This window comes from Catenibacterium sp., assembly GCF_052354645.1.
Lineage (GTDB): Bacteria > Bacillota_I > Bacilli_A > Erysipelotrichales > Coprobacillaceae > Catenibacterium > Catenibacterium mitsuoka_A.
This window is the reverse complement of the sequence record NZ_DAWDDM010000013.1, coordinates 1-14,918: the sequence shown is the minus strand read 5'-3', so window position 1 is coordinate 14,918 and position 14,918 is coordinate 1. Positions and strand designations below refer to the sequence as shown.

Below are 14,918 nucleotides of genomic sequence, written 5' to 3'. Positions count from 1 at the left end.
GTTCCTAACTGTTCAATGAAACGACCATCTCTTGGCATTCTTGAATCAGCTGCAACAATTCTATAAAATGGTGACTTCTTAGCACCCATTCTCTTTAATCTTAATTTAACTGCCATTGTATTTTCCTCCGATTAATTTAATTTGCTTACTTATAATACCATATTCAAATTAGGTGTCAAGTATTTTTACTTGACACTTTAACTTTTTTTGAATGTCATGATGACTTTAAAGAGATCACCATCTATTTCTATATCAAATGTACCACCCTGAGCAACAACAAAGCTTTTCGCAATAGCAAGTCCTAGCCCACTTCCTGTTTCATGGCGGGATTTATCTCCTCTCACAAAACGTTCCTGGATTTCTTCACTCGAGAAATTCATTTCTACTTCACTCATATTCTTGAATATGACTGAAACATAGTCTTCTTCCTCATGAATATCAATGTAAGCACGGCTATGTGGCATCGCATACTTACCAATATTAGTTAATAGATTTTCAAAGACACGATATGTCTTATCACCATCTAAATGAACGACAACATCCTCTACATTCTTAACAACCTGGATATCTTTGGATTCTAATACTTCAATACATTCTGCTAAGGATTGATCAACTAATGCCTGTAGTCTCAAATCTATAGGATGAAGGTCTATATTACCGCTAGAGGCTTTAGAAACATCAAAGAGATCCTGAATAAGATTAGAGAGTCTATTTGTATATCTTTCTAATTGGTTCAAATATTCAGTTCTTGTTGTTTCATCAGCTTGTGTATTCTTAAGTAAAATAACATAGTTCTTAATACATGTAAGAGGTGTTTTTAAATCATGAGAGACATTGGTAATGAGCTCTGTCTTCATATTCTGTGATTTTGTTTCTTCCTTAACAGCTGCTTCAAAACCTATCTTTAAGTTATTTAAACGATCACGCATACTGTTGAAGATACCTAAATCATCTTCTATTTCTGTATCAAAATGACCATGAGAAAGCTGTTCTGTAAAGTCTAGCATGTTCTTATAATCATTTCTTACCTTCATTGACTGCTTTCTTATATACAAGAAAGAGATAATGACATAGAGAATCGCAAAGATTGTTTTACTAGGTGAAATGACATAAAGAATAATAACGAGTAATGCATTACAGATAGTAAACTTTAAGATATCCTGGTTGACATTATCTCTTAAGTCAAATTCTGTAATCTTATTACCAAGTCCTTTTAATTTTGCATACAGTGCATAGATGCATGTATTGTTTCTAAAATAATCCATTCCATTCATAAACATATACTTAACAGTAAAGCATAACATTGAGAATAAGAAATAGAAAATAAGCATACAGAAGAAATAGAGACCATAACTGATAGGTGTCGCATAGGTTACACCACATCTTGCAAGTACACTTTGAAGTTCTCCCATCATTACAAAATAACCTGTCATCCCTGATGCCCCTATAAAAATAGAACTTGTTAATCCAATAATGATGATAACAGTCAATAGTTTCCATTGTTTAATTGTGCGATATGGATTAATAGTTTCTTCTACTTCTAACGAGTTCATTAAAATATATATAAAGATGACTAAACCTAAAATTAAAGCTACACCCGAAAGAACTGCGACATCATATTCACTTACGAAATTAATATCAATATATGTCATAGGTGAGACATACGTCGTGCAGTAATAAGTCATTTCTGTATTCTGAGGCAGATTAATACTCACCTGATTTAAATCTACATACGTATTATTGACTTTAAGTAACGACCTTTTACCGTCTTTTCCTTCATCAAGCTTATATCGTTCATCTAATTGTCGTACTATATCACTTTCATCAAAAAGAGAGACAGCATCCGTATAAAAATATTTTGAATGTGAACTAGATTTAAAAAATCCTCTATAGGCTATAGGATAATAAGATTTCTGGTTCTTATAATACTGTCTTGTCTTTTCATTATATGCTTCATAGTGGAATCCATCATCATTCTGTTCCATATCTAAAATAGTTTTGAATATTTCATTCATTGTCGCAGTAGCTCCTTCCTGCGACTTTTCATCTAGACCATTAAAGCTTAAAGGTTTGTAATCAGGATCTGTTTTTGCTTCAACAGCCATTGTAAGAAACTGCAGCATATACTCATTCATATTGTTTGCAGCTCTTTTCTTATAACCATCCTGCTGTTTGACCGTAATATAAATCATACAGCTAGGACAGGCAAGTAATAAGACAATTAAACCAATAATAAATATACGTCTTTTCTTCATTCTCATCACTCCATCTTTTCTATCTTATAGCCTACACCCCAGACAGCCTTTAAGTATTCAGGATGTTTAGGATTGGCTTCAATCTTTTCTCTTAGTCTTCTTACATGAACCATGATTGTCTCTGTATTGATAGCTGTTTCTTCCCAGATAGATTCATAGATTTCTTCTGCAGAATATACTTTGCCAGGATAACTCATCAATAATTCAAGAATCTGGAATTCTTTTTTAGTGAGTCTAACAGAACGACCATTCACAAAGACTTCTTTAGTGGCCTGATCTAATACTAAGCCTCCTACGACAAGTTGATTGTTTGGCTTCTGAGTATTTCCCTTTAAATTTAAGATCTGTTCATAGCGTCTTAAATTAGAATTCACTCTTGCAATGAGTTCCATAGGTTCAAAAGGTTTAGTGATATAATCATCTGCCCCTAGATTAAGTCCTGTAATCTTATCAATATCTTCTGTTTTAGCTGTCAAGAAGATCACAGGGATATCTGATACTTCACGAAGCTTCATTGTCATAGTCAGCCCATCCATAACAGGCATCATAATATCTACAATAGCTAAATGGATATCGTTATGTTTAAGTGCTTCAAGCCCTTCTTTTCCATTCTCCGCTTCAATGACTTCATAATTCTGACTCTTCAAAAAGATCTTAACTGTTTCTCTAATACCTAACTCGTCTTCTACAAGTAATAGTGTGTGTTTCATTAACTTAACTCCCCTTCTTCATAATCAGCGAGTCAATGTACTTAAATAAGCGATAATACTGATCATAATAACAGGAAATAATAATGTGAACATAAATGTTTCAAACATATGTATCCCTCCTTCGCTTATAAGTATAGTGACTAAAAATAAAAAGATTCGTGATGAAATTCTTAAATAATTCTAAAGAAAAAACCTCCGGGGAGGTTTTATTTCTTCTTTTTCTTATGTCTTGTCTTTTTACGATAAGGATTGAACTGCTGCTGATTCTTCATTGGTCTTTGTGTTGGCATACCAGTTGTAGGATCAATGTTACCTAACTGTTTCATGACCTTACGTGACTGTTCAAACTGTTTTAATAGCTTATTCACTTCAGTCACAGGCTGACCACAACCCTTGGCAATTCTTTCTTTACGTGATGAATTAATCATATCAGGATTTGCACGTTCTGCTTTAGTCATAGAATAGATGATTGATTCAGTCATCTTCATCTTAGCAGCTGCATCATCATCATTTAAATTAGGAATCTTAGGCATTCCTGGGATCATCTTTAATAAGCCAGATAAAGGACCCATCTTCTGAAGTTTCTTCATCTGATCAAGCATATCATCTAAACCAAAAGTGCCGGCTTTCATCTTATTGAAAACTTTCATACTTTCTTTTTCATCATAGACATCCTGTACCTTTTCTACAAGGGAAACAACATCCCCCATACCAAGGATACGATCTGCCATACGGTCAGGATAGAAATAATCGATTTCATCTAATTTTTCACCTGTACCGATATATTTAATAGGAACATGAGTGACATGTCTAATAGAGAGTGCGCCCCCACCACGTGCGTCACCATCTAACTTAGTTAAAACTGCGCCGGTGATTCCTAGTCTTTCATTGAATGTTGAAGCGACATTAACGATTTCCTGACCAGCTAATGAGTCAACAACTAAAAGGATTTCATCAGGATGGGCAATTTCTTTAACGTTTGCAAGCTCCTGCATCAACTTTTCATCAATCTGTAAACGACCAGCAGTATCGATGATTACTACATCGTTGTGATCATCACGTGCTTTAGCTAAAGCTTCAGTAACGATTTTTTCTACAGGTGTATCAGTTCCTTTAGAGAATACTGGAATATTAAGCTGTGCACCTAATGTCTTTAACTGATCAATGGCTGCAGGACGATAAATATCGCCAGCAACTAATAAAGGCTTCTTACCTTGTTTTTCAGTGATTAATTTAGCAATCTTACCAGCAGTTGTAGTTTTACCTGAACCCTGTAAACCAACCATCATGATGATTGTAGGATCTTTAGAGTAGTCTACAGTCACCATTTCTGTACCAAGTAATGATACTAATTCATCATGAACAATCTTGACAAGAACCTGTCCTGGTTTTAATGAACCAATAACGTTCTGACCGATTGCTTTTTCTTTTGTATTTGCAATAAACTCTTTAACTACCTGGTAGTTAACATCGGCTTCAAGTAAAGCCAAACGGATTTCACGAAGCATCTCCTCCATGTTTGCTTCAGTAAGAGTCGCTTGTCCTGTTACCTTTTTTAATGTCTCTTGGAGTCTATCTGATAAAGATTCAAAAGCCATAATTACCTCCCTAGATATTCTTCAGCATTTCAAGATATTCATCAATATCTTCATGCTTCTTATTCTTTTCTTCTTCAATCTTATTAATTAAATCAAGTCTCTTGCGATGATTTTCAAGAATATGTAATTTAGATTCATACTTCTCTAAACTCATCACCGAACGCTTAATATTATCAAAAACAGCATTTTTAGAAACACTTAAGTCTTCAGCTATTTCTGATAAAGACAGATCTTCCTCATAGTAGAGAGAAAGATACTGTTTCTGTTTGTCTGTCAACAATTCTCTATAACAATCCATCAAGAGGATGACTTGTTCTTTCTTTTTTAATTCTTCATCCATCATCTTACTCCATCAGATCATTACATAAACCATAAATATACTGTTCAAGATCAAATTCCTGTAAATCATCAATCTTTTCACCTAAACCAATAAACTTAACAGGGATATTGAGCATATCCTTAATAGAAAGAATAATACCACCCTTAGCAGTACCATCCATTTTAGTAAGGACAATACCAGTAATATCTGTAATCTTAGAGAATTCTACAGCCTGTGAAATACCATTCTGACCTGTTGTTGCATCTACTACAAGTAATGTTTCCTGAGGTCCTTCTGGTACAACTCTCTTGATGATACGATTCATCTTTTCAAGTTCCTTCATTAAGTTTACTTTATTCTGTAAACGTCCTGCTGTATCACAGATGAGTACATCATAACCGCCTGCTTTTGCCTGTTCTAATGCATCAAAGATAACAGAAGATGGATCTCCTCCTTCTTTACCCTTAACACAAGGAATATTTAAACGGTTTGCCCATTCAGCAAGCTGTTCAATGGCACCAGCTCTAAATGTATCACCAGCAGCCACCATAACCTTCTTGCCTTCTTCATGCATGATCTTATTGGCAAGCTTAGCGATAGTAGTTGTTTTACCTGCACCATTAACACCAACCATCAAGATGACTGTTAAGTCATTTTCTGCATAGTTGATCTTAGTTGTCATATATGAATCATTAGCATAGATGACAAACATCTTATCAACGATAATATCATTAATCGCATGAGGATCCTTGATATTTTCAAGACGTACTTCCTTCTTGATTTCATCTACAATCTTCATAACCATGTTGACACCAACATCGCTCATGATCAGGATATTTTCTAACTCATCAAAATATTCATCGTTGATTTCACGATATCTTGCGGCTAACGCATTAATTTTAGATGAGAAAGAAGCAGATGATTTATCAAGACCAGCAACATACTTCTCATTCTGTTTTGTAGATTTACCTACAAATGTTTCTTTAATCTTCTGAAAAAATCCCATAATGCATCCTCCTAACTGCTTGCATATTCAGTGGCATCCTTAAGCTTAACACTGACAAGCTTAGTGACACCTTTTTCCTGCATTGTAGCCCCATATAACAGGTCACATTCAGCCATAGTTCCTTCACGATGTGTAACGACAATAAATTGTGTCTGATCTGAGAAACTACGTAAATACTTCGCAAAACGCTCTACATTCGCAATATCAAGTGCGGCTTCTACTTCATCGAGAATACATAAAGGAGATGGCTTGACGCTGATCATCGCAAATAAGCAGCTTAATGCGATTAATGCATTTTCTCCTCCTGAGAAAGAATGCAGCTTAGCAGCCTTTCCAGGTGGCTGTGCTTCGATATCAATACCTGTTTCTAGAATGTTATCTGGATCAGTATATTTAAGTGAAGCATGTCCTCCGCCAAATAAATAACGGAATACATCGTTGAATGCCTTATTAATGGCTTCAAATGAAGTGCTGAACTTCTCAACCATAATAGCATCCATATCTTTAATAGCTTTTAATAAGCTATCCTGTGCTTCTAATAATTGTGAACGCTGTGTACTTAGTGTTTCATAACGTGTACTTACATCATTGTATTGTTCAATGGATTCTACATTAACATGTCCTAGTGACGCAATACGCTGTCTTAAATCACGTACTTTATCCTTAGCCTTATCAATATCAATGGACATATCGGCTTTTTCCTGCGCATGTTCAAAAGTCATTGCATATGCATCATTAAGTCTTAATAAGTAGTTCTGAATCTCTGTTTCTAAACGAGACTTTGCGACCTTCTTATCCGTACTCTGACTTTCTACATCTTTTAAAGCAGCACGATGTTCACGTAAACGACGAGACACTTCTTCGTTTTCATTCACATAACCCATACGGATTGTACGTTTTGCCTGAATTGTTTCTTTTAATTCATCACGACGTCTTTTTGCATCATTTAAACGATCAAGTAATTCATTGTTTTGAGTGCCTTTGATGACTTCATCAAGTTCGACACTCTGGTGTGTCAAGTTTTCATAATCAGCCTTTGCAACTTCATATTCATTCTTCTTGTTTGTGACAACAAGTTCAAGTTTTGCGAGAGACATCTGTTTCTGCATAAAGAGCTGTCCGATTTCTCTTCCCTCATTTTCTAATGTATGAAGATCGGACTTCATCTTATTAAGATCTTTTTCTTGTTGATCTAATGTACGAGACACACGTTCTAATTCTCTTTTAGACATCATCGAATTATTTGTATGCTTGTTTGCCCCACCAGTTAAAGAACCACCTACATTGATGATATCTCCTTCAAGGGTGACAACACGATAACGATGATAAATAGATTTTGCGATTTCTGTCGCATGATCTAGATAATCAGCTACAATTGTATTACCTAACTGGTTTAATACAACATCACTAATAGACTTATCATAAGTCACAAAATCACTCATTACACCTAAGTATCCAAGAGACTGTTCAGCAAGCATCTTTGCTTCATCTCTTAATAATCTAGGTTTCATTGTATCAATAGGTAGGAATGTCGCACGTCCTGCCTTATTCTTTCTCAAGAAATAAATAGCTTCTTTTGCCTGATCATTTGTACGAGTGACAATAAATTGCACCGCCCCACCTAGCGCTGTTGCAAGTGCTGTTTCATAGGTTTCTTCTGTTTCAATCAGATCACCTAAAGTACCACAAATACCAGATAAAGAATTTTTCGCACCTAAAATAGTACGTACACCATAGCTGTAGCCACTCTTATTCTCAATAATATCAGTCAATCTTGTCTTCTCAGTACGAGAATTATGAATGTCAATATTCTTCTTTTCAATAAGAGAGCGAAGATTAGCCTGTTGTTTCTTATTTAAAGAATCTTTCTGTGCCAAATCATTTTTTTCTTTCTTGACATCATTATAACGCTTCACTCTATCGTTATAATCTATAATCGCATCTTGAAGAATAGACTTCATACTTGCTTTCTTTTGTTCTATATCTTCCTGGCTTGTTGTTTCTAATATATGCTTACGATTGGCATCAATTTCAACCTTCTGTGTTTCAAGGCTACTGACTTCATTCATTGCCTCTAATAGCTTTTCCTGAAGTTCATTGACTTCCTGGTCAAGAGCATACATCTTCTTTTCAAGTTCTTCACTCTGCTTTTCATCAAGAATAACAGCACCATCATTGGTAATACGTTCATTTTCTAGGTCTTCTAACTCTTTATTTAAAGTCTTTAATTCTTCAGAAAGAGTACTGATTTCCTTTACTAGCACTGAAACTTCTACTTCCTGTAGTTCTTCCTTGAACTCTAAATATGTTTCAGCCTTTTCTTTTTGTCTTTTCAATGGTCCTATCTGTCGTTCTAATTCACTACAGATATCCTGAACACGGTCTAGATTGTCTGTTGTACGTTCAAGCTTTCTGACTGTTTCAATCTTACGCTTCTTATATTTTGCAACACCTGCTGCCTCTTCAAACATCGCACGTCGATCTTCTGGTTTGCTTTTCACAAACTCATTGATATTATTCTGAGAAATAATAGATAAAGAATCTCTACCAAGACCTGTATCCATAATCAAATCAGTAATATCCTTTAAACGGCACTGTTCTCTATTTAATAAGAATTCTGAATCACCTGTACGATAAAGACGACGTGTGATTTCTATTTCATTAGAATTAAAATCAAGAAAATGATCTTCGTTATTAAAGACAAGTGTCACTTCTGCTTCACCCTGTGCTTTACGATCTTCACTTCCAGAGAAAATGACATCCGTCATTGTTTCTCCACGCATTGCCTTTGCAGACTTTTCTCCTAGTACCCAGCGAATGGCATCAGTAATATTTGATTTACCACATCCATTAGGCCCTACTATTCCAGTAATACCTGGCATGAATTCAACTACACTTTTATCCGCGAAGGATTTAAAACCATGAAGTTCAATTCGCTTTAAATACATGTTATTCCTCTCTAATCTAAAATAACTTTGCCGTCTTCAAAGCCCTTTACGATTGCAAGAGACTGTACTTTATATCCAGCTTCTTCAATTCTATGTCTTCCCTGCTGGAATCCTTTTTCAACGACAATACCAATACCTTCTACTGTTGCACCTGCCTGATTACATAAGTCAATCATGCCCATAACAGCTTCACCATTGGCTAAGAAATCATCCACGATTAATACATGGTCTTCTGGACTTAAGTATTTCTTAGAAATCTGTCCAATATAGTCTTTATTCTTAGTATAAGAATGAATTTCTGTAGTATAGAAATCATTGTCAGTGATTGAAGAAGAACCCTTCTTAGTAAATACTACATGACAATTATTGAATTTCTGTGCAACGACAACAGCTAAACCAATACCGCTTGCTTCAATAGTAACAATCTTGTTGATTGGTTTATTGTTATATCTTTCATAGAATGCATCTGCAATCTTATTAAATAACTCTACATCAATCTGATGATTTAAAAAACTATCTACTCTTAATACATTTTCATTAATAACATATCCGTCTTCTAAAATCTTCTTCTTTAACTCTTCCATCTTCACTAATCCTTTTTCTTTTTTGTGAGTCCTGTAAACATCTCATATGGGATATAAACAGTAAATACAGAACCAACATCTTCTTGTGATTCTACATCTATTTTATAGTGATGTAAATCAATAATCCTTTTTACTATAGATAAACCAAGTCCATTTCCTTCAATTGTACGTGATTTATCCTGTCTATAGAATCTTTCAAAGATATGAGAAATAGCATCCTGGCTCATTCCCACACCTGTATCTTCAAATCTTACCTGTAGTTCAGTGGCTGTTCTTCTTACTTCTACTGTTACTACACCATGCTCATTCGTATACTTGATCGCATTACTTAATAAATTGATCCAGACCTGCTCCATACGGCTTTCATCCGCTTCAATGATGAATTCCTTTTTAGGATGAATGAATTCTATTTCGATATCCTTACTTAAAGCCGCATTGTCTTCCATCTCAATAACACGGTTAAGCTGTTCAATAAGTGGGAATTCACTCTTATCTAATGATGTATCTTCACCATCTAATAATGTTAATTGAAGCATATTCTTAGATAGATGAGACAAACGATTTGAATTGAACAATATAATATCAGCATATTTCTGTCTTTGTTCATCTGTCAGATTCTCATTCTTTAATATCGTCGCAAATCCACTAATAGCCGTTAAAGGTGTCTGGAACTCATGAGATACATCCGATATAAATTGTTGGCGGATTGTTTCCTGCTTAGCGAGTCTTACTGCCATTTGATTGAAGGAAGCATACAATGAGGATATTTCATCCTTTCCTTCATAATTGACACGCACCTTATAATTCCCTTTCGCAAGCTCATCAGTGACCTTTGTGAGACGTGAGATTGGTTTCACAATAATATCTGCAACAATCAGGAAGACAATACTTCCTGTCATCATAAAGATGATAGCTGCACTTGTATAAGACTTCATAAAGATATCTTTTGTAGCAGAAAAATCCTTCTGAACTGTAATCACATATGTCTGATTATCAATTTTAAATGCTTTCGCATATTGCGAAATGATTCCTTCACTACGTAATGACTTATCTTTTGAAGTCGCAAGTGTTTTTAATTCATCATCTTTAAGTATAAGTTTCTTATTAACATGTCCAAAGCTTTTTGTCTGTCCTTCACATGTGACAGTAAAAGACATTTCTGATGTTTCTGAATAATCCGCTAAAATCTTATCCTGATCCTTATCATCAATTAACTTGATCAAATCTGCAATATGATCGGAAGAATGTTCTAACTCTTCTAATGCCAGTTGATCAGAGTCATGATTATAAGATCTGATTGTAAAGAAACAACAGATTGAAAAGCTTAATAAAGATGTTAATAAAAAACCAATTATAAGTTTACTATAAATAGACTTCATTACTCAACCTCTATTTTATAACCTAAGCCACGTACTGTCACAACTTTGAATCCTGGGAGATGCCCAAGATTCTCACGAATACGCTTAATGTGAACATCTACTGTACGATCAAAACCGTCATAATCCATTCCCCAGATTTTTTCAATTAGCTGTTCTCTTGTGAAAATCTGATTAGGATTCTTTGCGAGTTCAAATGCCAATTCAAACTGTTTTAAAGGAAGATGGATAATCTGATCCTGATAACGTACTTCATATTTATCACCATCAAAGATGACGTCACCAATCTTCACTACATTTGAAGAATTAATACTATATCGTTTTAAGATTGTTTTAACACGTGCCATTAATTCATCTGGGTCAAAAGGTTTTGTAACATAGTCATCAATACCTAAAGAGAACCCTCTTAATTTATCTTTTGATTGTGATTTAGCTGTCAACATAATGACTGGAAATTCACGATATTGTCTCATCTGTTCAACAAGTTCAAAACCATCCATTCCGGGCATCATGATATCTACAACAGCCAAATCAATATATTGGTTTTCTACTATATCCAATGCTTCTTCAGCATTAGCTGCTTCAATTGTATCAAAACCTGCTTTATCAAGATAGAAACGCACTAATTCTCTAATATGCATTTCATCATCTACAACCATGATTTTAGATTTCATCTTATTTCACCTCATTTTTTCTCATTATATCATACTTATTGCATCATGAAGAGATGAAAGTAAGTCCTCAAGCTGATCTAGACTCGAAAGTGTTGCACCTGAAGCAAGGGCATGTCCTCCCCCACCAAACTTAGCAGCCACTTCATTAATAATCGCATTTCTAGAACGAATAGAGACACGATAGACATTATCTTTCGTATTTTCTGTAATAGCACACCAGACTTCAAATTCCTTGACATTCGCAAGTGTATTGACGTAGCTAGAGCCTTCTTCACGACTAATACCTAATTCTTTAAGGTCTTCATCCTTCAATATATAGTAAGCCACTTTATCATTGACTTTATAATTGTTCAAGATAAACTGTGTGACTTTTAAATCTTTTTCTTCTCTTAAATACATTGTTTGATAGATTTCTTCAATATTAATACCTGATTCTAATAAGTAAGATGCTGCCTTGAATGTACGAGCATCTGTAGAGCGATACATAAATCTATTTGTATCACCAATAATACCCATATATAAAGAACGTGCACCTTGTTCATTTAAAGAATAAGTATCCTTTACTTCTTCTAATAATAGAGAAACAATCTGAGAAGCACTTGATGCAGTGGCATCTTCAATATTGATATCTCCATAAGAATCTACGACGATATGATGATCAATCTTAATGATCTTCTCACATACTGAAATATCACCATCAATACGTTCACGATTAGCTGTATCAATCACAATACCTAGAGTAGGAAGTTCTTTTTCTTCATCTATAGGGGCATTGAATTTTTCCCATAAAACATTCTCAAAGCTCCCTTTTAACACAACATTGATTTCTGGAAAGTTTTCTTTCAAGAAACAATACATACCTACAGTAGAACCAAAAGCGTCATAATCAGGATTAATATGACGATATAAGAATACTTGTTTATATTGTTTTAATAAATTAATTATTTTATCCATAATTTAACCCACCTTTTCACCCATTTTAACATACTTTCATACAAATAAAAAAGACAGAAATCAATATATGACTTCTGTCTGCCATTTTATCCTAAATGCAATAGTTTCATAGTATCTCTAGCGATTTCTACTTCTTCGTTTGTAGGGATTACAAAGACATCAATCTTAGAGAACGGATGAGAGATTAATCTATTTTCGTCTGAACGAATCTCATTTGATTCTTCATTTAAGAATACGCCTAGTGCACGAGAACAATCATCGATAATCAAACGTCTTAAGTAAGCAGCGTTTTCACCTACACCTGCAGTGAAGGCAATTGCATCTAAGCCACCTAATTCTACGAAATACTGACCAATATATTTAGAAACAATACGTGAATATAATAAACCAGTTAATAATGCACGTTCATCACCTTCATTGAATAAAGCATTTTCAATATCACGTGAATCTGAAGAAATACCTGAAATACCAAGCATTCCTGATTTCTTATTATAGATATCTAATACTTCATCAGGTGTTTTATTTAATTTCTTACATAAGTAAGGCATGATAGATGGATCGATTGTACCACATCTAGAGCCCATCATTACACCTGCTAGTGGTGTGAATCCCATTGATGTATCAATACACTTACCATCTAATACTGCAGAAAGTGATGCGCCATTACCTAAATGACATACGATGATACGTGAATGTTTTGGATTACCTAATTCTTTAATAACCTGTTCAGAAACATATTTATGACTTGTACCATGTGCACCATATTTTCTGATTTTATAGTCTGTGTAATATTCTAATGGTAATGGATATAAATATCTTTCTCTATCCAATGTCTGATGGAATGCTGTATCAAATACGAATACATGTCCCACTCCTGGAAGAGCTTCTTTGAATGCGCGATATCCTACTAAGTGTGCAGGGTTATGTAGTGGTGCTAATTCACATAACTCTTCTACCTTACTTACTACGTCTTCATTTACAACAGCACTAGAATCAAAGTATTCACCACCATGTACAATACGATGTCCTACCCCTTCAATTTCTTCTAGCTTTTCAACAATTTTTTCCTTAACTAATGCTTCTAACACTAAAGAAACAGCGACCTTATGGTCTGGAATAGGTAATTTTTCTGTTTTCTTCTGTCCATTATGTTTAATAGTAAAAATTCCTTCTTCTAGTCCAATTCTTTCCACAATACCTGAGCAGATTACTAGTTCTGAAGGCATCTCTAATAACTGGAATTTTAATGATGAACTACCAGCGTTTACCGCCATGATTTTAGCCATATTATAACCTCCTTAAAATCATATAATTTTATTTTACTAAAATTATACATAAAAGACAACAACAATCTGTAAGCGTTCTCATACAAATGTGTAAATTTTTATTGGAATTTATACAAAAAGTACTTGCATAGTATATTTATACATGGTATATTAAGTAGGCAGTCCGATGCAGACATACTCAAGAGGCTGAAGAGGCTCCCCTGCTAAGGGAGTAGGTGGGGTAACCTGCGCGAGGGTTCAAATCCCTCTGTCTGCGCCATTGCAAATGGTCTGGTAGTTCAGTTGGTTTAGAATGCCGCCCTGTCACGGCGGAGGTCGCGGGTTCGAGCCCCGTCCAGACCGCCATTTGTAATTTAACACTTCTTCGGAAGTGTTTTTTTATTTATATATACTTTAAATGCCAGACATTGTCTGGCATTTCGTATTATAGAACTAGAAGTTATTCAAGTAATAATTCTAGTTTTTTATTTTATCTAGAAGTGATATCATATCACTGAAGAGAAGTTAATCAATATAACTTGAGACATCCGTAAGGTAAGCTCGTAAACAACGATTGATAGCTATGACTATTAATGTATCGTTCTTCTCTTCACTAAATAAACATACTGACTAGAAGTTGCTTATATTTAACTTCTAGTCTTTTATTTTGTAGGCATACATTATAATAGACTTAAGAAAGCAGAGAGATCAGGCATTGGAAACACAGTTGTGATTTCGTAACAAAAAGTTCTCTGCTTCCTTTTATGACATGAGTCAGTTTATATCCAAATAGGCCTTTTGATTTATTGATAGAGCCTGCATGTAAGACGAAAATAGATAGTCATAAATCGGGAAGTTATGCTTTCGAATATTCAAAGAAAGAAGGAATGATCTATGAAAGGTCCAATAGTATCCATTGATGTCTCTAAGGGTAAATCAGATTACCAGGCATTCAAGAATCTGAATGTGAAGTATACAGGCTCACGTTCAATAAAGCACACCAAAGAAGGATTTGATGAGATAGTGAATCTTGTCAGAGAGATGGAAAAGAAGCTGGAAGCAGAAGTATGTGTTGTTTATGAGGCAACAGGAGTTTACCATCGTGTCCTTAAGAAAGTGCTTGAAGACAACAATATCAAACAGTTTATTATTAATCCACTGTTATGAAATGACCGTTGTCAAGACATAAATAAACTTTCATAATATTTCTATTAAGTTTTATCATCAAG

The 14,918-nt window shown here is 34.5% G+C and carries 13 protein-coding genes and 2 tRNA genes; 3 read left to right on the top strand and 12 right to left on the bottom strand.

Going from position 1 to position 14,918, the window contains the following annotated elements; all coding sequences use genetic code 11:
• The 12 genes from rpsP to ACT8VG_RS01320 all read right to left on the bottom strand — a co-directional run.
• Positions 1–116 (bottom strand): 30S ribosomal protein S16 (gene rpsP / locus ACT8VG_RS01375; protein ID WP_444195052.1); only part of this gene is annotated, 116 nt, incomplete at its 3' end.
• 81 nt (positions 117–197) lie between these two features.
• Positions 198–2,255 carry a sensor histidine kinase gene (locus ACT8VG_RS01370; RefSeq protein ID WP_288704248.1) on the bottom strand — a complete coding sequence of 686 codons (2,058 nt, stop codon included), beginning with the start codon at positions 2,253–2,255 and terminating at the stop codon, positions 198–200.
• 5 nt (positions 2,256–2,260) lie between these two features.
• A complete protein-coding gene (locus ACT8VG_RS01365) occupies positions 2,261–2,965 on the bottom strand; it encodes a response regulator transcription factor (RefSeq protein ID WP_117459789.1) in 705 nt (234 codons plus the stop codon).
• Between the two features lie 206 nt (positions 2,966–3,171).
• Complete coding sequence (gene ffh / locus ACT8VG_RS01360) at positions 3,172–4,563, bottom strand: signal recognition particle protein (RefSeq protein WP_444195051.1); 1,392 nt, start codon at positions 4,561–4,563, stop codon at positions 3,172–3,174.
• Between the two features lie 10 nt (positions 4,564–4,573).
• On the bottom strand, positions 4,574–4,903 hold the full coding sequence (gene ylxM / locus ACT8VG_RS01355) for a YlxM family DNA-binding protein (protein WP_195920249.1): 330 nt from the start codon (positions 4,901–4,903) through the stop codon (positions 4,574–4,576).
• A gap of 4 nt (positions 4,904–4,907) precedes the next feature.
• Positions 4,908–5,888 (bottom strand): signal recognition particle-docking protein FtsY, encoded by a 981-nt coding sequence (gene ftsY / locus ACT8VG_RS01350; RefSeq protein WP_022424279.1) that lies wholly within the window; start codon positions 5,886–5,888, stop codon positions 4,908–4,910.
• Between the two features lie 11 nt (positions 5,889–5,899).
• Positions 5,900–8,836 (bottom strand): chromosome segregation protein SMC, encoded by a 2,937-nt coding sequence (locus tag ACT8VG_RS01345; protein ID WP_432267584.1) that lies wholly within the window; start codon positions 8,834–8,836, stop codon positions 5,900–5,902.
• Positions 8,837–8,847: 11 nt separating this feature from the next.
• Positions 8,848–9,420 carry a xanthine phosphoribosyltransferase gene (locus ACT8VG_RS01340; protein ID WP_187011965.1) on the bottom strand — a complete coding sequence of 191 codons (573 nt, stop codon included), beginning with the start codon at positions 9,418–9,420 and terminating at the stop codon, positions 8,848–8,850.
• A 5-nt stretch (positions 9,421–9,425) separates the two neighbouring features.
• Positions 9,426–10,799, bottom strand: a complete 1,374-nt coding sequence (locus tag ACT8VG_RS01335; RefSeq protein ID WP_117459800.1) for a sensor histidine kinase — start codon at positions 10,797–10,799, stop codon at positions 9,426–9,428.
• Entirely contained in the window at positions 10,799–11,470 is a 672-nt protein-coding gene (locus tag ACT8VG_RS01330; protein WP_022424275.1) for a response regulator transcription factor, read from the bottom strand. The genes ACT8VG_RS01335 and ACT8VG_RS01330 overlap by 1 nt, the downstream gene beginning before the upstream one ends.
• A gap of 24 nt (positions 11,471–11,494) precedes the next feature.
• On the bottom strand, positions 11,495–12,424 hold the full coding sequence (locus ACT8VG_RS01325; protein ID WP_432269436.1) for a DHH family phosphoesterase: 930 nt from the start codon (positions 12,422–12,424) through the stop codon (positions 11,495–11,497).
• Positions 12,425–12,510: 86 nt separating this feature from the next.
• Positions 12,511–13,710, bottom strand: a complete 1,200-nt coding sequence (locus ACT8VG_RS01320) for an acetate/propionate family kinase (RefSeq protein ID WP_187011963.1) — start codon at positions 13,708–13,710, stop codon at positions 12,511–12,513.
• Positions 13,711–13,878: 168 nt separating this feature from the next.
• On the opposite strand from ACT8VG_RS01320, the gene ACT8VG_RS01315 reads away from it, so the two are divergent.
• The 3 genes from ACT8VG_RS01315 to ACT8VG_RS01305 all read left to right on the top strand — a co-directional run bounded on the left by ACT8VG_RS01315 (position 13,879) and on the right by ACT8VG_RS01305 (position 14,856).
• A tRNA-Ser gene (locus ACT8VG_RS01315) sits at positions 13,879–13,969 on the top strand.
• Between the two features lie 8 nt (positions 13,970–13,977).
• Positions 13,978–14,055, top strand: a tRNA-Asp gene (locus tag ACT8VG_RS01310).
• A gap of 528 nt (positions 14,056–14,583) precedes the next feature.
• Positions 14,584–14,856, top strand: coding sequence for an IS110 family transposase (locus tag ACT8VG_RS01305; RefSeq protein WP_444195050.1), 273 nt, complete (start codon positions 14,584–14,586; stop codon positions 14,854–14,856).
• The last annotated feature ends 62 nt before the right edge of the window (positions 14,857–14,918 follow it).